This window comes from Pseudomonas sp. Leaf59 (assembly GCF_920984685.1).
Taxonomy (GTDB): Bacteria; Pseudomonadota; Gammaproteobacteria; order Pseudomonadales; family Pseudomonadaceae; genus Aquipseudomonas.
Window position 1 is genome coordinate 361,142 of sequence record NZ_CAKLBR010000001.1, and the last position, 24,101, is coordinate 385,242.

Consider the following 24,101-nt stretch of genomic DNA (forward strand, 5'->3'; position numbering starts at 1 on the left):
TTCAGACCCGAGAACTCGTTTTTAACACACTGCGACAAAACGCAATATGGGCTGAACATCTGCCGGACCTCAGCTAATGATCACCGCTCGCACCACTATCATCACCGGCACGCTGCTCGCCGTTTTTGCGACGCTGGCCTGGGCTCTTAACTTCGTAGCCCCTTACGTTACTGGCGCCTACAGCATTTACGACCTTACGATCATCAGATTTCTGATCGCGGGCGCCTTGGGGTCGCTGGGGGTGATCCTGTGCCGTACTCAGCGGCGGTCTTTGCAACGTTCCCAGCAGTTGCTCGCCGCAGCGCTGGGCGCAATGGGGTATCTAGGGTACAGCAGCTGTATTGCAGCGGGCGTGATCTTCGGTGGCCCCGTACTGACGGCGGCGTGTGTCGGATTCGTGCCTGTTCTACTCGCCCTGCTCGGCAATGCAAAAGAGAAAACGGTGCAGTGGCACCGCCTTGCGTTACCCCTGACGTTCATGGTGGTTGGGCTCTTCCTTGCAAATATCGGCAGCATGAATCTGGCGCAGGCAGGCAGGGCGTCCTGGCTGACGGGATTATTTTTTTCTGTCCTGGCAGTGACCCTGTGGCTAGCCTTCAGTCTGCTGAATCAGAGCGCCATTGGAAAAATCCCCCATGCTGCAACGGGCATCTGGACCAGCTTGATGATGGCGGGTGCTGGCATGGGCACCGTGTTCCTGATACCCGTTGTACACATGCTGGGGCTCTTTAAACTCCCGAGTATGGGTTTCAATATCACCTCGGCGGGACATCTTTATGCCTGGGCTCTGGTCATTGCGGTTATGTCTTCGGTGATCGGTGCCTGGGCTTGGAACGCGGCGACAAAACGGCTGCCAATGGTGCTTTCCGGTCAGTTGATTTCGCTGGAATCTTTGTTCGCCGCTGTCCTCGGCTTGCTCTTTATTGGGAGGTTCCCAACACCCATAGAGGCGACAGGGCTTATTGCCGTGGTCATAGGGGCAGCAATAGCGGTTCACAGCATTCTCGGCGCGAATGAAACCATTACCTCTTCAGTGGTCACTCGCGCCAACCGACCACGCCCTTGATTTCCAGGAAGTCGTGAATGCCCCACCCCGCGTACTCGCGGCCATTGCCGGATTGTTTGTAGCCACCAAACGGCGCGAACGTGTCCCAGCTTGGGTAGTTCAGGTACACCGAGCCGGCACGCATCTGTTTGGCCACGGCGCGGGCACGCTCGATATTACCGGACTGTATGTAGGCCGCCAGGCCGTAAACGGTATCGTTGGCCATTTCGATGGCCTGCGCTTCGCTGTCATAGGCAATGATCGACAGCACGGGGCCGAAGATTTCTTCGCGGGCAATGGTCATCTGCGCCGTCACGTCGCCGAACACGGTGGGTCGCACGTAGTAGCCCTTGTCCAGGCCTTCAGGACGGCCCAGGCCACCGCTCACCAGGGTGGCGCCCTCCTCGATGCCGATGGCGATCAGGCTCTGAATCTTGGCGAACTGTGCGTCGCTGATCACCGGACCGAGATTCGTGCCGGCATCCAGCGGGCTGCCGGTCACCAACTGCTCGGCGGTTGCCTTGGCAATTTCCAGAACACGGGCAAGCTGCGCTCGCGGTACCAGCATGCGTGTTGGCGCATTGCAGGATTGCCCGGAGTTAGCAAAGCAGCGCTGTACCCCCTTGGCCACCGCCACGTCAAAGTCCGCGTCTTCCAGCAGGATATTGGCCGATTTACCGCCCAACTCCTGAGCCACGCGTTTAACCGTATCGGCCGCCGCCTTGGCGACCAGAATGCCGGCGCGGGTGGAACCGGTGAACGAGACCATATCGACTTTCGGGTGGCTGGTCAGGTAATGGCCCACGTCCGCACCGGTGCCGTTAAGCAGGTTGAAGACCCCGGCAGGCACACCCGCTTCATGCATGATCTCGGCGAAGATGATACCGGTCAGCGGCGCGATTTCGCTGGGTTTGAGCACCACGGTGCAACCGGCGGCAATGGCGGGCGCGACCTTGCAGATGATCTGGTTCAGCGGCCAGTTCCACGGCGTGATCAGGGCGCACACGCCGATGGCTTCACGCATCACCTGAGTGATGCCATGCACTTCGCTGAACGGGAAGGTCTCCAGGGCACTGATGGTCGATTCCAGGTGCGCGCGGCCACTCCAGACTTGCGAGTCACGGGCGAAATGCAGCGGCGCGCCCATCTCCTGGCTGACGGCCTTGGCCAGGTCTTCGTAGCGCAGGTTGTAGACCCGCAGAATTTCCTTGAGCAGTGCCAGACGTTCGCTGACGGGGGTTACAGAGAACGCGGGAAAGGCCCTGGCAGCAGCGTTGACCGCGCTGTCCACGTCCGCCGCGTTGCCCACCGCGATGCTGATGAAAGCTTGCTCGGTGGAGGGGTCGATCACCTCCAGCGTGTTGCCCGACTGGGTATCGACCCACTGGCCATCGATGTAGAACTTGAGCGCATTGTTCATGGTTTATCTCTGGATAACTCGGAAACAGGTGCCCTCAGCGCTCCGTTTCAGGACACGCTGACGGGCCAATTCTCATGCGTGAGTAAGGTACCAGCGCCAGTCCTGCTCGCCGACCTCGGCATTGAAGGTGCGGAACTCACGCCACTTGATCGCCAGGAACACCTTCAGGAATTCGGCACCCAGCGCCTCGCGTGCCCAGGTTGAACCCTGCAATGCCTGCAACGCAGTCAGCCAGTCGGTGGGTAAAAAATCGGTCGCCTGCTCATAGCCGTTGCCCACAATCGCCGCGCCAGGATCGCTCTGATGCGTGATGCCGTGGTGAATGCCCGCCAGTAACGCGGCAGCGGCGAGATAGGGGTTGGCATCGGCACCGCAAATGCGGTGTTCGATGTGCCGACTGATCGCGGGGCCGCCGGGCACGCGAAATGACACCGTACGATTGTTGACGCCCCAGCTTTTGGCCAGCGGCGCGTAACTGCCGGTCTGGAATCGGCGATAGGAGTTGGCATGAGGGCAAAATATCGCCAGCGCGTCGAACAAGGTTGCCATCATCCCGCCAATGGAGTGACGCAACAGCGGTGTGCCCTGGGGGTCTTCGCTCGCATACAGGTTGTTGCCCTGCTCGTCGGCCAGGCTGACGTGCAGGTGCAGACCGCTGCCGGCCTGATCGCTGAACGGCTTGGCCATGAAACACGCTTGCAGCCCGTGTTTGTTGGCCACACCCTTGACCAGGCGTTTGTAACGTACGCCTTCATCAATGGCCTGGAGTGCGTCGAAACGATGCTCCAGCGTCAACTCGAGCTGGCCCGGCGCATACTCGGAGATCGCCGTGCGCACCGGTAAACCCTGCAGCGCACAGGCTGCGTAGAGGTCATCAAGAAACGGTTGAACCTGTTCAAGTTCGTATACGCCATACACCTGCGGCGCGACCGGACGTACGCCATTGGTTTGCTGCGCCGGCTGCGGTCGCCCATTGACGTCGCGCTGTTGGTCCAGCAGGTAGAACTCCAACTCCACGGCCATGACCGGATGGAAGCCATCGGCTTTGAGCCGCTCGATGGTGTTCACCAGCACATGACGCGGGTCCGCCGGTGCGGCGGGAATACCTTGGGTCGGGTGCATGCTGACCTGCACTTGACCGGTGGGATGGGTGCGCCAGGGTTGCACGGTCAAGCTTCCCGGCAAGGGGTAGCTCCAGCAATCAGCGTCAGCGACATCCCAGACCAGGCCAGTGTCGTCCACGTCCTCACCCTGCACGGTCAGGGCAAGAATGGAACTTGGCAGCGGCCGCCCAGTGTCGTAGATCGCCAGCAGCTCATTACGATGCAACAGTTTGCCCCGTGGCACGCCATTCGCATCGATAAGGAACAACTCGATGCTCAGCACTTCAGGGTGTGCGGCGAGATAATCCTCGGCCTCTTTTCTATCAGCAAATTGCATGTCGAACCTCTTGGCGCTCATTCAAGCGCCCTGGCAGTATTTGAAAAAAACGGGGCGTCACCGTCCACTTAAGCGGAGGCGACCCGGGCTCCCGGCAGGGCAAGCAGCGTGGTCAGCGCGTTTTCCAACTCGCCGAGCAGCCTGTCGATATCCGCCTCACTGGTTTGCGGGCAGCACAGGGTCATGTTGTGAAAAGGCGTGATCAGGATGCCGCGATTGATCAAGTAGAGGTGCAGCGCCATTTGAAGGCTGTCATGAAAAGCCGCCTCGGCTTGCGCACCGGTCCTGGGCGAGGTGGCACAGAATTGAAACTCACAACGGGCGCCCAGCTCGGTGACAGACCAGTTCAGTTGATGGCGCTTGAACAACGCGCGAAATCCCTGCGCCAATCTTGAGGCGACAGACAGCATGTGCTGGTAGGCAGACTCCGTCATGACCTCTTCAAGGCTGGCGCGCATGCAACGCATCGCCAGCGAGTTGGCGGACAGCGTTGTTCCCATACCGCTGTGTCCATGATCGCCGCCCTCTGCGCTCGCCTGCACCTCGCGCATGGCCAGGGCAACTTCCTCGGTCATGCCAAACACCGCGCAAGGCACGCCCCCGGCGATGGGTTTACCCACCACGAAAAAGTCGGGTTCCAGCGCCCATTGGCGTGTGCATCCACCCAGGCCGGTGGAAATCGTGTGGGTCTCATCAATGACCAGCAGGCTGCCATATTGGCGGGTCAACTCGCGGCACTTTTGCATGAACCCAGGATCAGGCAGAACCATGCCGATGTTCGTCATCGCCGGCTCGCACATCAGCGCGCACACATCGCCCTGGGCTAACGCAGCCTCCAGTGCGGCGACATCGTTGAACGGGATGGATCGGCTGTATTGGCTCAAGTCATAGGCCTGGCCCACAAGCCCTGGACGGGGCACTGTCTTGCCGTCGCGGTAGCGCACCATCACGTCATCCACGGTGCCGTGGTAGCAGCCGTCGAACACCAGCAAGACGTTGCGTTTGGTAATCGCGCGCGCCCAGCGCAGCACATAACGGTTGGCGTCAGTCGCATTGGCCGTCACCTGCCAGTAAGGCAAATCGAATCGCTGAGCCAGCAACTCGCCGCAAACCACCGCGTCCTCGCCGGGCAGCATGGTGGTCAAGCCATTGTTCGCCTGCTCGGCGATGGCACGGGCAACAGGATCAGGTGAATGGCCGAACATCGTGCCGGTGTCGCCCAGGCAAAAGTCGATGTATTCATGATCGTCAACGTCGGTGAAGCGTGCGCCTTTGGCGCGCTGCACGAAGAGCGGCGAAGGCATCGACCAGTCGCTCATCCAGTGCATGGGCACACCGTTGAACAGATTCGCCCTGGCACGCTTGGCCAGCGCCATCGACGTTGGGTTGCTTTCTATGAAACGCTCACGCTCGGAGGCGGTAAAAACAGCAATCGCTGATTCATTGATTCCACTTTTCGACATGATTAAACACCCTGCGTTGATGACAAAAATCGGTTAAACGTCGTTGCCGCTCGGACAGGAACACTCAACTGTCCTCTTTCCTGACCTCAGGCTCGCGGAGCCTTGTTCTCGATCAGGCAGTTGCCGCCATCCACTACAATGACTTCACCGGTGATGTAACTGGATTCAGGCGACGCCAGAAATGCAACCGCCGCAGCTACTTCGCGAGGACTGCCTGCCCGGCCCATCGGGGTGAAGCGCCCCGCCTCGGCTTCAACGGGTGAGGTTGACCCCGTCGTGATCCAGCCAGGCGCAACGCTGTTGACGGTGATCCCTTGCCTGGCGACTTCAAGTGCAAGCCCCATGCTCATGCCCACCATCGCGGCCTTGGCGGCGCTATAAGCCGCCTCGCCCGGATTGCTGCAGCGGGTGCCTGTGATGGAGCTGATATTCACAATGCGCCCGTAATTTCGCGCCCTCATACCGGCCAGAACGGCTCGCGTCAGAAGAAAGGCCGTGGTCAGGTTTCTGCCCAGTGAAAGATTCCATTCCTGCAGTTCCATCGTTGCCAATTCCGAGAACACCTCGGGGCTTCCTTGCATGGCCATGCCGGCATTGTTCACCAGAATATCGACCCGTCCCCAAACGGACTCTGCCCAGAGGCTGAATTCGCGCACCTGACGTTCGTCAGTGAGGTCGGCTGGCCGGCCTTCAACTTCAAACCCTTCAAGGCGCAGCTCTTTAACCCGATCCGCAATGCGCTTGCTGCTGGCAGTGATGATCAACTTCGCCCCGGATGCACCCAGCCTGCGAGCAATGGCCATGCCGATCCCGGATTCACTCCCGGCACCACTGACGAGTGCAACATGCCCTCTCAATTGCGTATCCAACATGGCGTGCCCCAGGTCTTTAATTTGAAAGAGAGTAGAAACTAGGCGAATAAATCTGATACATAAAGACAATCATCATCAGAAAATCTGACAACCCCCATGGCGTTTACCAGTGAGTCACTTAAAATTTTCCTCTCGGTCATCGACAGCGGATCCTTTTCGGCGGCGGCGCGAAAATTAGGCCGGGTCCCCTCGGCCATCAACATGGCGGTGTCGCAGCTTGAAGCCGAGCTGGATTTGTTGCTTTTTGACCGATCAACCCGCAAAGCCATTCCTACGCCAGCCGCCAAGGCACTCGAGCCCCAGGCACGACAGGTCGCCAGCCAACTGAACCTTCTGGACGCCCATGCGCTGCAGCTTCATCAGGGGTTGGAAGAGCGCTTGGTCCTTGCGATGGCGCCGGAGTTGCAAACAGGCGTATGGAATCGTCCGCTCTCCATTATCGCCAGGGAGTTTCCCACGCTTGAAATCGAGATTCGCTCCGCGTCCCATCCGGAGGCCATGCGCATGCTCCATGAAGGGCGTGTGCAATTGGCACTTGGATTTGAACGACCAGGGCTCGACGAGCGAGAAACATTTCTTGAAGCGGGGAGCCAGTTGTTAGTAGCGGTTGCTGCTCCAGATCACCCTGCGGCCGCCGGCAAGAAAAGCCCCTTGAGCGAGGAGCAACTGGTCAACGTTCGGCAGATTATCGTCGCCACAGGAGGGCCTGCAGACTCTGACCCACGTGTCGTGCTGTCGCGGCGGATTTGGCACAGCGACAATTACCTGGCCACGCTGGACCTGGTGCAGCAAGGATTGGGTTGGGCCTATCTTCCAAAATCGCTGGTACACCCTCTCATCACGTCAGGCGCATTGACGGAGGTGGTGTTTGACTACATGCCGAGTCAGATGCGGCTATGGGTCGATATCATCTGGGTAAAAAACCGGCCCCTGGGGCTGGGCGCGCTTCGTTACCTGAGCCTGATTCGCGAAATTACCCAGGGGGAGCCTCGTCGTATTTGATGAGTAAAAGTGCACATTGAGGCTTGCGACGACGCCCACTCGCAGTAAAAACAGGCACCGCCGACTCACCCATTCCGCCTTTCGACATGATCATAACCTCATGTCCAAGATAGGCATCAATGGGCCACTGTCAGTTTCCAGCGGAGACGCCGCAATCAATCGCCATGTCCGCGCCAGTGATGGATCGCGCACCGGGTTGGGACAAGAAAAACGCCAGCTCGGCAACCTCTTCCGGCTGGATAAATCGGGCGCGGGCACCTTGGGGGTACTTGTCCAACAGATCCTGATAGTAGGCCTGAGGGTCTCCCTGCCCATATTGAGTGGCTTGAAATTTGAGCATTGGGGTTTCGATATCACCTGGGGAAATAGCGTTGCAGCGCACGCCAAAGGGTGCCAGGTCCAATGCCAGGGTTTTTGTCAGCAGGGTCACGCCGCCCTTGCTTGCGCAATAAGCTGCGGCGTTTCGATTACCTTGCCGGCCGGCATCGCTTGAAATATTCAGGATGGAACCCTCTGATAATTTCAGATGGGGAATAGCGGCTGAACACATGAAGAACGTTGCCTTTAGGTTTACGTCCAGAACGAGGTCGAAATCCTCTTCGGTAAACGCTTCAACCGGACCTTCGCGCCATACTCCCGCAGCGTTGATCAATACATCCAGTCGGCCCATCGCCATAACGGCTGCATTAACGGCTGCAGCACACACAGCGGGTTGACGGATATCACCGCAAAAAATGCCTGACACCTGATATTCAACCTGTAAGTCTGCGAGCTTTTTCGCATCCAGATCTGTCGCGAAAACCTTGAAGTCTTCATTTAAAAAACGCTCAACCAGCGCGCGACCAACACCACCTGCTGCGCCAGTGATCAGTACACTTCGAGGGGCCATGGAACCTCCTGCCAAGATGGAATTTAAGAACGTGTGGGATGCGTCCAGCTCACCAGACCGCGATATGCGAATCCGCCCGTGGCTCAGTGCCGCCGCACAACACGCCGGTGACCGGGTCACGCAGGATGATCTGCCCACGCCCGTAGTCGGTGAGGTCGCTGTCGGTCTGCACCTTGTGCCCGCGCCGCGCCAGCGCATTGACCAGGTCGCGCGAAGCTCCATGTTCGATGCCGACCTTCATGTCGCCCAGCCATTGCCAGCGCGGGGCGTCGAGGGCCGCCTGGGGGTTGAGGCCGAAGTCCACCAGGTTCATCACCATCTGCACATGGCCCTGGGGCTGCATGTAGCCGCCCATCACGCCGAACGGTCCAAGGGCCTCGCCGTCCTTGCTGAGAAAACCCGGGATGATGGTGTGGAAGGTTTTCTTGCCCGGTGCCAGGCAATTGGAATGGGACTCATCGAGGCTGAATTCCTGCCCGCGGTTCTGCAGGGCGATGCCGCTGTCGGGCAGCACCACGCCGGAGCCGAAGCCGTGGTAGTTGCTCTGGATGAACGAAACCATATTGCCTTCGGCGTCGGCGGTCGCCAGGTACACCGTGCCGCTGGCGTGGGGGTCGCCGGGTTTGGGCGGCTGGGCCTGCTCGCCGATCTGGCCACGGCGGCGGGTGCTGTAGTCGTCGCTCAGCAGGTCGGCCACCGCTACGCGCATGTGCGCAGGGTCAGTGATGTAATGCAGGCCGTCGCTGTAGGCCAGCTTCATGGCCTCCAGCTGGCGATGCCAGGTTTGCTGGCTGTCGCGGTGATCGAAGTTGAAGCCTTCGAGGATTTTCAGCGCCATCAGTGCGACCAGGCCCTGGCCGCTCGGCGGGATTTCCCAAACATCCACGCCCCGGTAATTGATGTGGATCGGCTCCACCCACTGCGCGCGGTAATCCTTGAGGTCGCTGGCGCGCAGGTAGCCGCCGCTGGCGCGCGAATGCGCATCCAGGCGCTCGGCCAGAGCGCCGCGATACAGGCTTTCGCAGCCGGTGGCGGCGAGTTCTTCCAGGGTACGGGCCTGGGCCGGGTTGCGGAAAATCTCCCCCGCCTGGGGCGCGCGCCCGTCGATCAGGAAGGTGTCGAACCAGGCTTGCAGCACCTCATCGCGGTGCGGGCTGAATTCGTTCAAGGAGATCTGCCATTGATGGGCAACCACCGGCGATAGCGGAAAACCGTCGCGCGCCAAGCTGATGGCCGGCTGCAGCAAATCGGCAAACGGCAATTTACCGAAGCGTTTGGACAACTCGGCCCACGCCGACGGGCAACCGGGCACCGTGACCGAGGTCCAGCCGTACAGCGGCATCTGTTGATGCCCCGCCGCCTTGACCGCCTCGATACTCAAGGCGGCCGGCGCATGGCCGTTGCCGTTGAGGCCATGCAACTGGCCCTTGCACCACACCAGCGCAAAGGCATCGCCGCCCAGGCCACAACCGGTGGGCTCGACCACGGTCAGCGCGGCGGCGGTGGCGATGGCGGCATCGATGGCATTGCCGCCCTTTTGCATGATTTCGATGCCGGCCTGGGCCGCCAGCGGTTGCGAAGCGGCGACCATGCCCCGACGCGCGAACACGCTCTGGCGTTGCGAGGAATAAGGGTATTCGTGAGCGGAAAATTTCAACATGGCAAAGGCTCTTCAAAAAAGGTCATAACACGCGGCTGAGAAACGCCCGGGTCCGCGGATGGCTGGGGTGGCTGAAAATCTGTTCCGGCGGCCCTTGCTCGATCAATTCGCCCTGATCGAGCACCACCACGCGGTCGGCCACTTCACGGGCAAAGCCCATTTCGTGGGTGACCACCACCATGGTCATGCCCTCCTCGGCCAGTTCCTTCATCACCTGCAGCACTTCGCCGACGGTTTCCGGGTCGAGGGCGCTGGTGGGTTCGTCGAACAGCATCGCCTGGGGTTTCATCGCCAGCGCACGGGCAATCGCCACCCGCTGCTGCTGGCCACCGGAGAGCATCGATGGATAGTGGCTGGCCTTGTCCGCCAGGCCGACCCGCGCCAGCAAGCCCCGGGCCTGCTCCAGCGCCTGGGCACGCGGCACACCCAGCACCTGGATCGGCGCTTCGATAATGTTTTCCAATGCAGTCATGTGCGGGAACAGGTTGAAGCGCTGGAACACCATGCCAATGTCGCGGCGCTGGCGGGCGATGTTGCGCTCCGAATCGCGCACCAGACTGCCATCGGCGCGTTCGCGATAACCCATGGCGCGGCCGTTGACCCGAATGCGCCCGCCCTGGATGTCTTCCAGCAGGTTGATGCAGCGGATAAAGGTGGTCTTGCCCGAGCCGGAGGCGCCGATCAGCACCACCACTTCGCCACGCCGTACCTGCAGGGAGATGCCCTTGAGGATCTGCAATTCGCCGAACGACTTCTGGATATCCTGTGCGTCAATGATCAGCTCTTCACTTTGGTGCGCCATGGTTAACGTCCCCTCAGCAGTTTAAGGGTGCTGCGACCGAACATGCGGCTGGCGGCCGGAGGTGGCGCCGAAGGTCGATCGGACTGGCCGAAACGGTTTTCCAGCCAGCGTTGGAAAAAGCCCCACAGGGTGGTCAACGTCAGGAAGTAAATCGCGACGACCAGGTACAACTCGAACACGCGAAACGTCGCCGAGGTCACCATCTGCGTGCTGAGCAACAGCTCCTGCACGCCGATCACACTGACCAGCGTGGTGTTCTTGAGCATCACATTGAACTCATTGCCCAGCGGCGGCACGATCACTCGAAACGCTTGGGGCAGCACGATGCGCCGCATCAGTTTGCCGAACCCCATGCCCAGGGAACGTCCGGCTTCGTACTGGCCCTTGTCCACCGCGCCGATGCCGGCGCGAATGATCTCCGCCATGTACGCGCCTTCATTCAGGCCCAGGGCGATGATCGCCGCCTGGATATTGCCGGGGATGATCAGCCCGAACAGCTCGATGTCCTCGAAGCGGAAGATCCCGCCCGCTGCCAGTGCGGTGTACAAAAACACGATCTGCACCAGCAACGGCGTGCCGCGCATCAGCCACACGTAAAGGCGTACCGGCAGGTGCAGCAACGGGTTCTTCGACAGGCGCAACAGCGCCGCCGCCAGGCCCAGCGCGCAGCCGAGCAGCATCGCCAGCACGCTGATCAGGCACGTCAGCCACAGCCCGGTGAGGTAGACCCCACTGGGTTGCAGCAGGTATTGCCAGAACACATCCCAATTGAAATTCATCGTGGTAGAACCTCAGTCCAGTGTGTCGCTGCTGACATGCCATTTGTTGAGCAATTGCACATAGCTGCCATCGCTGCGCATGTCGCTGATGATCTGCTGCACGGCGGCGGTCAGTTGCGGGTCGTCCTTGCGCATGCCCAGGCCGGTGAGGATGCGGCTGAATGCAGGCACCCCTTCCTGGAACAGCTCCGGGGCCATCGCCGCGTAGTAACCGGCGGTTTCCACGGTGGTGCCATAGGCGTCGACCTGGCTGATGCGCAGCGCCTGGAAGGCATCGGTGTCGGTGTTGTAGACCACCAGTTTCATCGGTGGCTTGCCGGCCTTGGCGAGGCTCTCGTTCTGGGTGTCGAGCAGGGTCTTGATGGTGGAACCGTTGAGCACCGCCACCTTGTGCGCAGACAGGTCATCCAGGGTCTTGATGCCTTTGGGGTTGCCCTTGGGCACTACCACCGCCTGGCTGGAGTACATGTAGTTGACGATGTCGATCACCTGGCGGCGCTCGGGTTTGTCGAACAACTGGTCGACGATCATGTCGCACTGCTGGGCAAGCAGCGCCGGCACCAGGCCGGAAAACGGAATGACCCGCCATTGCACGGTTTTATTGCCCAGGCGCTTGGCGATTTCCAGGCCGAGGTCGACGGTGAGCCCGCGCGGTTTCTGGGATTCATCGAAGGACACCAGGGGCGGTGAATCCATCCCCGAGCAGTAGGTGAGTTTGTCGACGCTTTTGAGGCGCTCAGGCACCTGGACTGCGGCGCAGGCCCATTGTGTGCAGAGACCCAGGGTTACAGCCACCAGCAAGGCGCGGTGTTGTTTATGCATGACCAGACACTCCACTTCGTTGAATAACGGGGCAGGAATCAACGTCTAAACCTGGACGGGTTCGGACCCGCCTCTCTTATTTTTCCAGTTGCAGAAATTGAATCAGCAGCGGCACGGTGCTTTCGATGTGTTCGCGCACCACGGCTTCGGCGCGGGCGGCGTCACCGGCGCGAATCGCGTCGAGGATCACCGCGTGTTCCTGACGCGCGCTGAGGGGTTTTTCGCTGTGCTGCAGCCACAAGCGCATGGGCGCTTCCACCAGCGAATACAACGCCGAAATCTGCTTGAGCAAGCGCGGCCGGCCGCTGAGCCCGCACAGGTATTCGTGAAAGGCGCGGTGGCGACGGACCCACGCGGCGCTCTCGTCGCGGTAGTCATCCATCTCGTCCAGCAGCCGCTCCAGAGCCGCCATCTGGCGCTCACCGATACGGCTGACCGCGACGCGCACCGCCAGGCCTTCAAGCGCGCTGCGCATCTCGAACACCTCGTGCAGCTCAGCGATATCCAGGCCACTGACAATGGCCCCGCGATTGGGCCGCAGCGTTACCAGGCCCTGGGCATCCAGGCGGCGGAATGCTTCGCGCACCGGCATGCGGCTCATGCCGATCTCGCCGGCGATATCCTCGGCAATCAGGCGGTCGCCCTTGCGGAAACGGCCGCCGCAGATGGCGTCGAGGAGGAAGTTGTAGGCTTCCTCTTCTGCAGTGAGAGGCTGGCGGTCAGCGTAAGCGGGAGCAAATTGCATGGGCAGCCTCTTTGTATTTTTGTATCCAATTATCCATGGATGCAATAAAGCATGGGCCGTGCCAACAACCTTGGTGCAGCGTTAACTGACTGATTCGAATGTAATCTTTGGTTTGTAGGCAGGAGAGCCGTCGCAGGAACATGGGGCCATGTGCTACCAAATGGCACAGCGGCGACCTGTTTGTGTGCAGGGAGGTAGCGGGTGTGCGCCGAGTGGGTCTTTGCGGAGCGCTTCCAGCAGAGGCTGATGACGACGGACGTGGCGGGAAGGTTTACCGGAACATCCGCTTTTCAATCCTTGCTCAATTTGGGTATGGCCATACGACTACCCGCCTTGATTTCACGCAACGCCAGACTCGACTGAATAGACGCGATACCGACCTGGCGCCTCAGCACCTGCTCGATAAAGTCGCTATAGCTATCCAGATCCTCGGCCAACACTTGAAGCACGTAGTCGGCATCTCCGGTGATCTTGTGGCAGGCCAATACCTCTGGCAACTGCGCAATCACTGCCTCGAAGGCGTCCGGAGCGTGATCGGCATGGGTGGAAAAGCGAATGTGCACGAATGCCATGATATCCAGCCCCAGCATTCTTCGATCAAGGGTTGCCTGATAACCCTTGATCACGCCCGCCTCTTCCATCCTCTTGCGCCGTCGCCAGCAAGGCGTGAGGCTCAATGAGAGCCGCTCACTGAGTTCGGCATTGGAAATGCTCGCGTCCTCCTGCAACAGCTCGAGAATGGCCAGATCGGTCTCGTCGAGGCTGATGCGTTTGGATATATTTTTCTTCATTACGCCATTACCGAGTTAAATCGCCCGATAAATATACAGAAGCACGAAAACAAAGCAAAGAACGCCCGTCCTGACCAGAACAGAATATTTGCACTGGCTCACATTAACGGATGCGCAGAATGTTTACAGTTTTCAGTGATTCCCACCGTCTGCACCACGGCACCGAGTTGAAGGATGGCGTGCTCAAGCCGTCGTTCGAGCAGCCCAGTCGGGCCGACACCGTTCACAACCGCGTCAAGCAAGTAGGCCTTGGCCAGATAGTCGAACCGCGCGTGTTTGACCGCGCGTGTTACGTCAACGCGCACAGCGAGCGCTACGTGAGCTTCCTGGAAAGCGCCTGGTCGCAATGGAGCGCCACAGGCCGCACCCATGATGCGCTGCCACTCGTATGGCCTGTACGTGACCTGGCCAACGATCAGGTACCCACGTTCATTGACGGCAAACTCGGCTTCTATGCAATGGATGCAGGCTCGCCGATCACTGCCACCACCTGGCAGGCGGTCAAGACCAGTGCCGATATCGCCCTGACGGGCCTGGCGCTTATCGATGAAGGCCACGACAGTGCCTTTGCCCTTTGTCGTCCGCCGGGCCATCACGCGGCGCGTGAATACATGGGGGGTTACTGCTACCTCAACAACGCGGCCATTGCTGCACAGCAGGCAATCACCCAGGGCGCCAAACGTGTTGCGGTACTTGACGTCGACTTTCATCACGGCAACGGCACGCAGAACATTTTTTACCAGCGCAGTGACGTGATGTTTGTCTCGCTGCACGGCGAGCCGGCCGTGTCCTATCCCTACTATTCGGGGTTCAGCGGTGAAGTCGGCGCCGGCCCCGGCGAAGGGTTCAACATCAACTACCCGCTGCCGAAAAACACCGCCTGGGAAACCTACCGCGACGCCCTGCTGCATGCCTGCAGGAAACTTCAGCAATTTTCGCCGCAGGTATTGGTGATCTCACTGGGCGTCGACACCTTCAAGGACGACCCGATCAGTCACTTCCTGCTGGAAAGCGAGGATTTCATCGGGATCGGCGAGCTGATCGCGAGTGTTGGCTGCCCCACCCTCTTCGTGATGGAAGGCGGCTACATGGTCGATGAGATCGGCATCAACGCGGTGAATGTACTGCATGGCTTCGAGAGCAAACGCGCCTGAACACCCCTGCTTTACAACGTTTAACTGGATGGATTGGAGAATAAAAAAATGACGCTCTTCCTAGATGTCGATGATGCCGCACGCTTGTTCGCCAAGGTGGGTATCCGCCGGGCGATCCGTGAGATGGCCACCTACATCGAAGCAGACTATTTACGCTGGGCGCAGTTTGACAAGTCGCCGCGCACGGCCAATCACTCCGCAAACGGTGTGATCGAGTTGATGCCTACCGATGATGGCAAGCAGTATTCCTTCAAGTACGTGAACGGCCATCCGGACAATGGTCAGCAGCACCTGCTGACGGTGATGGCATTCGGTCTGCTGGCCGATGTCCACAGTGGCTATCCGACCCTGCTCAGCGAGCTGACCCTGACAACCGCAGTGCGCACCGCTGCAACCTCGGCATTGGTCGCGCGTACACTTGCCCGTCCAGGGGCCACCTCGATGGCGCTGATTGGCAATGGCGCTCAGAGCGAGTTTCAGGCACTTGCCTTCCATGAAATGCTGGGCATCAGCGAAATCCGCATCTTCGATATTGATCGCGATGCCTCACTCAAGCTGCTGCGCAACCTGGCGGCTTTCCCGACGATCAACGTGATTCACGCCGACTCCGTACAGGAAGCGGTCAAGGGCGCGCACATTGTCACCACCGTGACCGCCGACAAGGCCTACGCAACGATCCTGACGCCCGAGATGATCGAGCCCGGCATGCATATCAATGCCGTCGGCGGCGACTGCCCGGGCAAGACCGAACTGCACGCCGACATCCTGCGCAACGCCCGGGTCATCGTGGAATTCGAACCTCAAACGCGGATTGAAGGTGATATTCAGCAACTGGAGGCTGACTCGCCCGTCGTCGAGTTTTTCCGGATTGTGCAAGGCGACGTCCAGGGACGCGAGAGCGATGAACAGGTGACGGTCTTCGATTCCGTGGGCTTTGCCCTTGAGGATTTCTCGTCGCTTCGCTACCTGCAGGCGATGGCGCACGAACATCAGGTCGGCCGGCACATCCACCTGGTACCCACGCCTGAAAATATAAAGAACCTGTTCCAGATGCTGGATCAGCAGCCGGCCAAAGCCGCCCATCTGCGCACGGCCAGTTGACCTGCGAGTGACGCCCCCGGCATTTGAACTGGGGCCGTCACTGTCTACATAAAACAACACCGTCACCCGCCATTGCCTCCTGACAATGGCGCTGGATATCCACTTTTCTGCCAAAACTCAAAAACATAAGATCAAGAGGTTTTGAAATGAAATCGAATTCATCAGAGCGGGCTGAGCAGCCTGCGCTGCAGCGCACGCTCAGCAATCGTCACATCCAGTTAATGGCCATGGGCGGCGCCATTGGCACGGGCTTGTTCATGGGCTCCGGAAAGATCATCGCCCTCTCCGGCACCTCGATCATCCTTATCTACATGATCATTGGCCTGTTCGTTTACTTCGTCATGCGTGCCATGGGCGAAATGCTGCTTTCCAACTTGAATTTCAAGACCTTTGCGGATTTCGCCGGCGCCTACCTGGGCCCCCGCGCCGCATTTTTTCTCGGCTGGTCGTATTGGCTGAGCTGGAGCGTTGCGGTGATCGGCGATGCCGTCGTGGTGGGAGGCTTTTTCCAGTACTGGTTCCCCCACCTGCCCGCCTGGATACCGGCTATCGGGATGCTCGCGACACTGTTCGCCCTGAACGTACTGACGGTCAGACTTTTCGGTGAAGTCGAATTCTGGTTCGCGATCATCAAGATCATCGCCGTGGTGACGCTTATCGGCGTGAGCATCGTGCTGATTGCCAGCTCGTTCGTATCCCCCAGTGGCGTGACCGCGTCCCTCGGCCACCTGGTGGATAAGCAGGCTGCGTTCCCTCATGGCGTGCTGGGTTTCTTTGCCGGCTTCCAGATGGCGATATTCTCCTTTGCCGGCACCGAACTGATCGGCACCGCTGCGGCAGAAACCCGGTCTCCGGAACGGACCCTGCCCAAGGCAATCAACTCGATTCCGCTGCGAATCATTCTGTTCTACGTGTTGGCATTGGGCTGCATTATTGCCGTGACGTCCTGGCAACAGGTGTCACCTGTAAAAAGTCCTTTTGTCGAACTTTTCCTCGTCGCCGGCTTTCCCGCAGCAGCCGGCATCGTTAACTTCGTAGTCCTGACATCCGCCGCGTCATCGGCCAACAGTGGCGTATTCTCCTCCAGCCGTATGCTGTTCGGGCTGGCGAATCAGGACAACGCCCCGGGTATTTTTCGGCGACTGTCGGGCAACAGTGTGCCGCTGCTGAGCCTGGCCTTCACCACCCTGTTGATGCTGGCGGGTGTACTCGTGCTGTTCATCGTCCCGGAAGTCATGACGGCATTCACCATCGTTTCCACCGTGTCAGCGATTCTGGTGATCTTCACGTGGTCGACCATCCTCGCGTCCTACATTGCCTATCGCAAAAAGCATCCTGAGCTTCACGCCAAGTCGGCTTACAAGATGCCGGGCGGCGTGCCCATGGCAGGGTTCTCACTGGCTTTTCTGGGCTTCGTTCTGTGCCTGCTGGCATTGCGACCTGACACGCGCGTTGCCTTGATGGTCATGCCGGGGTGGTTTATATGGCTGGCAATTGCTTATCAGCTGACACGCAGCAGGAAGCCTGCTTGCTCGGGTGCTCAGGTGACGATAACCCGGGGCCTGTGACGCTAGTCGTCGAGCATCGTGCGGATTTTCCTCGGCAGGTCCTGCGGCTGATAGGGTTTGGGCAGCAGCTCGAACTCATTCACCTGTATATCCGCGCGTTCCAGCGAGTCTTTCGCGTAGCCCGTGGTGAGTAATACGCGGGTATGCGGGTACAGCCGGGCAACCTCACGGGCCAGTGCCGCGCCGTTCATGGCGCCCGGCATGATCAGGTCACTGAACACCAGGTCATAGCGGGCGTTCTCCAGCATCGCCAACGCCTGCTCCGCATGGGTCGCGGTCGCGGTCCGGTAACCGTAGTCAGTCAGTATCACCTGGACCAGCTCGGCCACTTCGGGTCGGTCCTCCACGATCAGGATGTGCTCAATGCCTCGCAACGAGGTGGTGTCAGACGGCGGCTGTTCGACCCAGGGCTGGCTGTCGTCGGCTGGAAAGTAGAGACGTATCGTCGTTCCGGCGCCCGGGGATGAGCGGATCCGCGCAGCTCCGCCCGATTGCTTGACGAACCCGTACACCATCGACAGCCCCAGTCCCGAGCCCTTGCCCTCCTCCTTGGTGGTAAAGAACGGCTCGATGATTTTTTCCTGTATGCCCGGCTCTATGCCGTTGCCATTGTCGGTCACCGACAGGCTGACGTATCGGCCCTCGGGCACCCCGTTTTCAGGCGACTCAACGTTGCAGGTAGTGAGGGTGATCGTCGGCTCGACGCACCCCTCCAGCGCATCCTGGGCGTTCGATAACAGGTGCTGCACCGCCAGCTCTGCCTGGGCAGGGTCGATGCGGCAGTTCCACAGGTTCGGCGCGAGGTCCATCTGCACATTGGCGTCATGCACGGCACGCCGCATGAAATCGGGGCGCGTGAGCAGGCAGTTCAAATTGATCACGCGGCTGTCGAGCCGCTGTTTGCGCGAAAACGCCAGCAACTGTTGTGTCAATGTCTGTGCTTTTTCAGCCGCCGCCCTGGCACGACCGGCGCTGTTGAAGATGCGCTGCAGATCGCCGTCGGGGCGCTTCGCGCTCTGCTGGATCAAGTCGAGATAGCCGACCATCACCTGCAGCAGGTTGTTGAAATCGTGGGCGATGCCGCCGGTGAGTTGTCCCAGCGCTTCCATGTCCTGGGCGCCACGCAGGCGCTGCTCGGCATCGTGGCGGCGGCTCACGTCCAGCTGTGAAGCAAAGAAGTACACCAGTTGCCCCGCTTCGTTGAACAGCGGCGCGATGAAGATTTCATTCCAGAACGTCGAGCCGTCCTTACGGTAATTGAGCACCTCCACACAGACTTCATGGTGACGCTCGATCGCCCGCTGCGCGTGCGCAAGGGTGCTCTTGTCGGTTTCGGGGCCCTGCAGGAACCTGCAGTTGCGTCCGATGATTTCGTCCTGTTCAAAGCCGGTCAGGTTCACGAAGGCCTGGTTGGCAAAGATGATCGGATTGTCGGGCTGCGCGGGATCGGTCACGATCATCGCGCTGTGGCTGGCGTCCATGGCTGCCAAGAAGAGGTCTTTGCGGTGGGAGGACAGCGTCGCTACAGCGACACTGTCGACCACGGGCGTGTTCTTTTTTGCCAAGGTTCACCTCCGGGGCAGTGGTGCGTTTTCCATGGACCATGAAAACGCCGCGGAGTGCGACCCTGTGCCTGGCCGCTCGGCCGCTAGCCCACCTGCGTGGCAAACCTGCCCACGGCATCCACCACCCGCTTGGCGCCGTCCTGAATCTCGACAATCACCTGGCCCGCCTGCGTGGCCAGCTCCAGGCCCTGCTCGGCCTGGGATTTGCTGTTGGCCATTTCGGCAACCGTTTCATCCACCAGCTTCTGGTTCTGCAACACCACTGAGGCGATCTCTTCGGTGGCCGTGCTAGTGCGTCCGGCCAATTGGCGAACCTCATCGGCCACCACGGCAAAGCCTCGACCCTGCTCGCCCGCGCGCGCCGCTTCGATGGCCGCGTTCAACGCCAGCAGGTTGGTTTGCTGGGCGATGCTGCTGATGGTCTGGATGATCGAGCTGATCAACAGCGACTGCTTGCCAAGGGCTTCGACGCCGCCGGAAGCGGCCTGCATGTCTACCGAGACCTTACGCATGGTATGCATCGTGTCATTGACCACCACGGCACCGCGCTGGGCCGTTACATCGGTCTGCCGGGAGATTTCAAAGGCAGTCTGGGCCGCTTCGCTGACCTGTTGTTCGCGGGCCACCTGGTCGGTGACCACCGTGGCGAACTTCACCACCTTGCACAGCGTGCCTTCGGTGTCATACACCGGGTTGTAGGTCGCTTCCAGCCAGACCGTCTGGCCGCGGCTGTCGATACGCTCAAAGCGGCCGCCGACAAATTCGCCCCTGTTCAAGGTGGCCCAGAAATCCTTGTACTGCTGCGACGCGGCGTCTTCCGGCTTGCAGAAAATACGGTGATGACTGCCTTTGGCCTGGCCCAGGTTGTAGCCCATCGCCTTGAGGAACTGTTCGTTGGCCATCAGCACATGCCCGGAGAGATCAAACTCGATCACCGCCGTCGAGCGCAGCAAGGCATCGATGAAAGAGGTGTTTTCCGAAGCTTTTTCCAGCCGGGAAGTGATGTTGGTCGCGTAGCACGTGACGTGGCTCAAACTGCCACTGGTATCGGTGATGGGCTGCCAATGGGCATGAATCCACACCAGCGAGCCGTCCGCATGCAGGTAGCGGTACTCGTCCGTGATCGACTTGCCGGCGGCAACGGCGGCGCGAAAGTTCTGATAGCACGGCAGCCTGGAAACGTACTGCGGAACGACATCAGTCATCGCCCGCCCCAGGAGCTGCTCCGGGGTGTAGCCCAGGGCGTGGGCAAAGTTGTCGTTGCAGGCGGTGATTTTAAACGTCGGATCGATACTCAACGTCAGCATTTCATGGTTCAGGCCGTCGCGCAGTTGGCGCAGCTGGGCCAGCTCGGCAGACTGGGCATTGAGCTGTTGCTTGATTTTGGAGTTGAACATTGGGCAGCGCCTCTTGGGTCATACCCACGCTATCGGCAAGGTCGGCAGCATATTGAGGCCCCGTGCAAAAGCGGCTGATGGACTGTCGGCGCACGTTGCAAGTGCGATTCTTTGCGCCTATCGTGTCAGACAACCTATACAGAGCGATAAATCTTGTACAAGAAAACCCAATGGCCTCTGACCCTCTACTTTGATGGCGATTGCCCACTTTGTGCGCGAGAGATCAAGCTGCTCAGTGCCAGGGCAACGCCGGATCGCCTGCTGTTCGTTGACATCAGCGCTGAGGCATTCGACGCGACGCCCCTGGGGTTCACCGCAGCGGACATGGCCTCGTCACTGCACGCCAGGTTCGCCGATGGAACCTGGGTCACCGGCCTCGACGCGACGCTCTGGAGCTGGCGGGCAGCGGGCCTGGGCGCCTGGGCCGCACCGTTGTCCTGGCGCCTGACCCGGCCGCTGCTGAACATCGGCTATCGCCTGTTCTGCCGCTGGCGCCCGCACCTGGCCTGGCTGCCGCACCCTGACGGCAGCGCTCGCTGTGGCGCGGATGGCTGCGCCGTTCCCGGCGGCCGCGCGACCAGTGCGGAAAAAAAGACCTAGACGTCCAACAGGCTATCAAGGAACGCGATGACCAGCCGGTTGAATGTCTCGGCCTGATCGTCGTGCACATAGTGGCTGGCGTCCGCGACTTCGGCGGTGCGCACCAGCGCGTTGCTGTCGCGCATGGCTTGCAGCGTCGCTGCCGGCAGGAAGTCCGAGCGCGCGCCGCGAATGAACAGCGTCGGGCAATCCAGGGCGCGCACCGCCGGCCACAGGTCGGTCGGCTCGATACTCAAGCGTGCCTCGGCGATGCCTTGCTGATCATGGCGCCAGGTGATCACGCCGGCGCTTTCTTTCATCGAGTGTGCCAGCCGGGAGGCCAGGCCCTGCTCCGACAGGCCGGGGCGTGAGATCTGCCAGAACGCGCGGGCGGCGTTCCAATTGTCGAACTGCAGCGGGGTCTGGTTCATCTCGCGGCGAATGCGCGCGGCGCCGTCCCCCTGGCTGGAGGAGCCGGGGCCGATGTCTTCGATGATCAGACCCATCAGGCGGCCGGGGTTTTGTCGGGCGTATTCGAGGGCGTTGGCGCCGCCCAGGGAGTGGCCCAGCAGGAGGAAGCGCTGCAGGTCGGCGTGGGCGACCAGGTCCTGCAGGTCGTCTACGTAGGACTGTGTGTGGTAGCTGGTGGGTGGTGCCCAGTCGCTCAGGCCGCGGCCGCGTTGGTCCAGGGCGTAGACGCAGTAGGTGGGGCCGAGCGCCTTGACCAGTGATTCCCAGGTTTGTGCGTAGGCGCGCAGGCCGTGGAGCAGGACCAGGGGGGTGCCGCTTGGGTGGCCCCAGCGCAGGATGTGCAGGTTGAGGCCGGTGCGGTTGGTGAAGAAGCTGCTGGTTGGGGGCATTGGGGGGTCCGCCGTGGGTTTAATGTGGGAGCTGGCTTGCCTGCGATAGCGGTCTGACGGTGTACATATGCGTTGTTGCGGTAACGGCTGATTACGGTTCCGCCCTTACGGCGGGTCACTTTGGAAAAGCCCCAAAGTAACCAAAGGGCTCTTGCCCCACCACTCGGCACCTCGCTCAGGCTCGGTGTGCCCGCACGCAGGCTTGAATCCGTGGGCCGCCGCAATGGGCCATCCATGGCCCAGTGCGGCTAACCCGGCGTCCTGCCGGGTTACCCACGGATTCAAGCCTGCGTTCGGCCAGCGTGGTTGGTGGGGCGCCTGAGATCAAGATCAACAGCAAGATCAACAGCTTGATGGTTAGAAACGGTCGAAGCGGTATGGGCTTGGGTCGATGATGGGGGGATGGCCGCTGATGAGGTCGGCGGCCAGTTGGCCGGCGGCCGGTGAGGTGCCGAAGCCGTGGCCGGAGAAGCCGGTGGCGACGGTGAGGCCGGGGATTTTTTCGACGGGGCCGATGACCGGGTTGGAGTCCGGGGTGACGTCGATGGTGCCGGCCCAGGCCTGGGCGATTCGGGCTTGCTCGAACACCGGCCAGGCGGCTTTGAGGTTGTTCAAGGCGTCGTTGTTCAGGCGTGGGTTGGCGGCCGGGTCCTGGGTACGCACGCGTTCGAACGGGCTGATGCTGTCGGCCGACCAGCGTCGCGACAGGGCCAGGTCGTTGAAGAAGTATTTGCCCAGGGACACGTTCAATACGCTGCGTTGCGCACGGAATTGGGGCATGTATTGCCGGGCCAGCAGCAGGTGGTCGAGGGTCAGGAACGCATCCAGCTTGCCGCGCTGGGTGATGATGAAGCCGCCGTCCTGGTGTTTGCGAAACGAAAAGTCCGGCGCGCCCACGGCAATTTCGGTGGGGCCTTGCATCGGATGGGTGCGCATCACCGAGCAGGTCAGGGCCAGGGTCGGCAATGACACGCCGAGGTTGCCCAAAAAGCGTCGCGACCACATGCCGCCAGCGAGCAATACCTGGTCGCAGCGGATTTCGCCCTTTTCAGTGACCACGCCGCTCACCTTGCCCGCCGACATCTGCAGCGTGCGCACTGCGCACTGCTCGATGATCACTACGCCCAGGGCCATGGCCGCCCTGGCAATCGCGCTGCTGGCCAGGGTCGGTTCGGCGCGGGCGTCGGACGCGGTGTAGATCCCGCCGGCCCACTCGCCCTGCCCGCCCGGCACGCGTTGCGCGATTTCGCGATGACTGAGCAACTGCGAGTCCAGGGAAAGGTGCTCGACCGACTTGAGCCAGCCTTCATGCATCGCCATCTGCGCCTCGTTGCGGGCGACGAACATGATGCCTTCCTGGCGATAACCGACATCCGCGCCGACCCGTCCAGGCATGTGCGCCCACAGGCGGTCGGCGGCCAGCGCCAGCGGAATGTCATGGGCGTGACGGCTGGTCTTGCGTACCCAGCCCAGGTTGCGCGAGGACTGCTCGCCGGCGATACGGCCCTTTTCCAGGACCACCACCGGGATATTGCGCTCAGCCAGTGCCAGCGCGGCGGTCAAGCCAATGATCCCGCCGCCGATGATGACAACGCCGGTCGCGGAGGGGAATTCGGTGGACGTGTTCACGGGCGCAATAGTCGGGGCCATGATCGAGACTCGCAAAACAGGAAAGGTCGGCCGCGCGAATACACGGCCGCGTAACGGATTACTGCGCCAGGCGAATCACTTCGACTTGAGCGTTGGAGGCGTTGCGGTAAGCCGTCACCTCCAGTTCCACCTTGTAGACCGTCGAGCCCAGCGGCGGGCAGGTCACGGTACTGGCCGGGTCGACGCCGCGAAACTTTTCGCCGATCAGCCCCATCACCGCCGGCACGTCCCTGGGGTCCTGGATGAACACCCGCGAGCACACCACATCGGCCAGGCTGGCATCGACTGCCTTCAAGGCCGACTCGATGTTGGCAAACACCTGGTGCGTCTGCTCCAGAACGTCTTCGGGGATCAGTTTGGTCTGCGGATTGCGGCCGGCGGTATTGGAGACGTAGATCCAGTTGTCGACCACCACCAGGCGCGAATAGCTGGCCTGGTCTTCAAACGGCGAACCAGTCTTGAGCTTGATGATTTTTGTCATGTCGAAGGTCTCTTCA

22 protein-coding genes and 1 pseudogene are annotated in these 24,101 nt (G+C 60.7%); 6 read left to right on the top strand and 17 right to left on the bottom strand.

Annotated elements, in window-relative coordinates; translation table 11 throughout:
* Positions 1 to 76 precede the first annotated feature (76 nt).
* The gene (locus LUB09_RS01430) at positions 77 to 1,066 is read left to right on the top strand and encodes a DMT family transporter (protein WP_231421367.1); all 990 of its coding nucleotides are present in this window, start codon (positions 77 to 79) and stop codon (positions 1,064 to 1,066) included.
* On the opposite strand, the gene LUB09_RS01435 is transcribed toward LUB09_RS01430, so the two are convergent.
* The 4 genes from LUB09_RS01435 to LUB09_RS01450 form a co-directional block, all read right to left on the bottom strand.
* Positions 1,038 to 2,465 carry an aldehyde dehydrogenase family protein gene (locus LUB09_RS01435; RefSeq protein ID WP_231421368.1) on the bottom strand — a complete coding sequence of 476 codons (1,428 nt, stop codon included), beginning with the start codon at positions 2,463 to 2,465 and terminating at the stop codon, positions 1,038 to 1,040. The two genes, LUB09_RS01430 and LUB09_RS01435, sit on opposite strands and share 29 nt — an antisense overlap.
* A 72-nt stretch (positions 2,466 to 2,537) precedes the next feature.
* Entirely contained in the window at positions 2,538 to 3,905 is a 1,368-nt protein-coding gene (locus LUB09_RS01440) for a glutamine synthetase family protein (protein ID WP_209982326.1), read from the bottom strand.
* Positions 3,906 to 3,973: 68 nt separating this feature from the next.
* A complete protein-coding gene (locus LUB09_RS01445; protein ID WP_231421369.1) occupies positions 3,974 to 5,368 on the bottom strand; it encodes an aspartate aminotransferase family protein in 1,395 nt (464 codons plus the stop codon).
* 86 nt (positions 5,369 to 5,454) lie between these two features.
* Positions 5,455 to 6,240 (bottom strand): SDR family NAD(P)-dependent oxidoreductase, encoded by a 786-nt coding sequence (locus tag LUB09_RS01450; RefSeq protein ID WP_231421370.1) that lies wholly within the window; start codon positions 6,238 to 6,240, stop codon positions 5,455 to 5,457.
* A 96-nt stretch (positions 6,241 to 6,336) separates the two neighbouring features.
* On the opposite strand from LUB09_RS01450, the gene LUB09_RS01455 reads away from it, so the two are divergent.
* Positions 6,337 to 7,242, top strand: a complete 906-nt coding sequence (locus tag LUB09_RS01455) for a LysR family transcriptional regulator (protein WP_231421371.1) — start codon at positions 6,337 to 6,339, stop codon at positions 7,240 to 7,242.
* Positions 7,243 to 7,372: 130 nt separating this feature from the next.
* On the opposite strand, the gene LUB09_RS01460 is transcribed toward LUB09_RS01455, so the two are convergent.
* From LUB09_RS01460 to LUB09_RS01490, 7 genes are all read right to left on the bottom strand, one after another.
* Positions 7,373 to 8,131, bottom strand: a complete 759-nt coding sequence (locus LUB09_RS01460) for an SDR family NAD(P)-dependent oxidoreductase (RefSeq protein ID WP_209982335.1) — start codon at positions 8,129 to 8,131, stop codon at positions 7,373 to 7,375.
* Positions 8,132 to 8,180: 49 nt separating this feature from the next.
* Positions 8,181 to 9,791: a gamma-glutamyltransferase family protein gene (locus LUB09_RS01465; RefSeq protein ID WP_231421372.1), complete on the bottom strand. Its 1,611-nt coding sequence runs from the start codon at positions 9,789 to 9,791 to the stop codon at positions 8,181 to 8,183.
* Between the two features lie 22 nt (positions 9,792 to 9,813).
* Positions 9,814 to 10,593, bottom strand: a complete 780-nt coding sequence (locus LUB09_RS01470; RefSeq protein WP_053256191.1) for an amino acid ABC transporter ATP-binding protein — start codon at positions 10,591 to 10,593, stop codon at positions 9,814 to 9,816.
* A gap of 2 nt (positions 10,594 to 10,595) precedes the next feature.
* The gene (locus LUB09_RS01475) at positions 10,596 to 11,372 is read right to left on the bottom strand and encodes an amino acid ABC transporter permease (RefSeq protein WP_003236553.1); all 777 of its coding nucleotides are present in this window, start codon (positions 11,370 to 11,372) and stop codon (positions 10,596 to 10,598) included.
* Between the two features lie 12 nt (positions 11,373 to 11,384).
* Entirely contained in the window at positions 11,385 to 12,194 is an 810-nt protein-coding gene (locus LUB09_RS01480; protein ID WP_209982339.1) for an ABC transporter substrate-binding protein, read from the bottom strand.
* 76 nt (positions 12,195 to 12,270) lie between these two features.
* Positions 12,271 to 12,939, bottom strand: a complete 669-nt coding sequence (locus LUB09_RS01485; RefSeq protein WP_231421373.1) for a GntR family transcriptional regulator — start codon at positions 12,937 to 12,939, stop codon at positions 12,271 to 12,273.
* Positions 12,940 to 13,229: 290 nt separating this feature from the next.
* Positions 13,230 to 13,730 carry an Lrp/AsnC family transcriptional regulator gene (locus LUB09_RS01490; protein WP_209982344.1) on the bottom strand — a complete coding sequence of 167 codons (501 nt, stop codon included), beginning with the start codon at positions 13,728 to 13,730 and terminating at the stop codon, positions 13,230 to 13,232.
* A 119-nt stretch (positions 13,731 to 13,849) separates the two neighbouring features.
* On the opposite strand from LUB09_RS01490, the gene LUB09_RS01495 reads away from it, so the two are divergent.
* From LUB09_RS01495 to LUB09_RS01505, 3 genes are all read left to right on the top strand, one after another.
* Entirely contained in the window at positions 13,850 to 14,884 is a 1,035-nt protein-coding gene (locus LUB09_RS01495) for a histone deacetylase family protein (protein ID WP_231421374.1), read from the top strand.
* A 48-nt stretch (positions 14,885 to 14,932) separates the two neighbouring features.
* Positions 14,933 to 15,985, top strand: coding sequence for an ornithine cyclodeaminase (locus LUB09_RS01500; protein ID WP_231421405.1), 1,053 nt, complete (start codon positions 14,933 to 14,935; stop codon positions 15,983 to 15,985).
* Positions 15,986 to 16,131: 146 nt separating this feature from the next.
* Complete coding sequence (locus tag LUB09_RS01505) at positions 16,132 to 17,553, top strand: amino acid permease (RefSeq protein WP_231421375.1); 1,422 nt, start codon at positions 16,132 to 16,134, stop codon at positions 17,551 to 17,553.
* 2 nt (positions 17,554 to 17,555) lie between these two features.
* On the opposite strand, the gene LUB09_RS01510 is transcribed toward LUB09_RS01505, so the two are convergent.
* The 3 genes and pseudogenes from LUB09_RS01510 to LUB09_RS23995 form a co-directional block, all read right to left on the bottom strand.
* Positions 17,556 to 19,118 carry a histidine kinase famiy protein gene (locus LUB09_RS01510; protein ID WP_269325472.1) on the bottom strand — a complete coding sequence of 521 codons (1,563 nt, stop codon included), beginning with the start codon at positions 19,116 to 19,118 and terminating at the stop codon, positions 17,556 to 17,558.
* An 83-nt stretch (positions 19,119 to 19,201) separates the two neighbouring features.
* Entirely contained in the window at positions 19,202 to 19,639 is a 438-nt protein-coding gene (locus LUB09_RS23990) for a methyl-accepting chemotaxis protein (protein WP_373460625.1), read from the bottom strand.
* Positions 19,640 to 19,738: 99 nt separating this feature from the next.
* Positions 19,739 to 20,515, bottom strand: a pseudogene (locus LUB09_RS23995) (PAS domain-containing protein); the annotation flags it as partial.
* 153 nt (positions 20,516 to 20,668) lie between these two features.
* Here LUB09_RS23995 and LUB09_RS01525 point away from each other — a divergent pair.
* Positions 20,669 to 21,115, top strand: coding sequence for a thiol-disulfide oxidoreductase DCC family protein (locus LUB09_RS01525; protein ID WP_209982358.1), 447 nt, complete (start codon positions 20,669 to 20,671; stop codon positions 21,113 to 21,115).
* Here LUB09_RS01525 and LUB09_RS01530 read toward each other — a convergent pair.
* From LUB09_RS01530 to LUB09_RS01540, 3 genes are all read right to left on the bottom strand, one after another.
* On the bottom strand, positions 21,112 to 21,954 hold the full coding sequence (locus tag LUB09_RS01530; protein ID WP_231421376.1) for an alpha/beta fold hydrolase: 843 nt from the start codon (positions 21,952 to 21,954) through the stop codon (positions 21,112 to 21,114). The two genes, LUB09_RS01525 and LUB09_RS01530, sit on opposite strands and share 4 nt — an antisense overlap.
* A 357-nt stretch (positions 21,955 to 22,311) precedes the next feature.
* A complete protein-coding gene (locus LUB09_RS01535) occupies positions 22,312 to 23,604 on the bottom strand; it encodes an NAD(P)/FAD-dependent oxidoreductase (RefSeq protein WP_231421377.1) in 1,293 nt (430 codons plus the stop codon).
* Positions 23,605 to 23,662: 58 nt separating this feature from the next.
* Positions 23,663 to 24,085 (bottom strand): RidA family protein, encoded by a 423-nt coding sequence (locus tag LUB09_RS01540; RefSeq protein WP_209982363.1) that lies wholly within the window; start codon positions 24,083 to 24,085, stop codon positions 23,663 to 23,665.
* Positions 24,086 to 24,101: the final 16 nt, after the last annotated feature.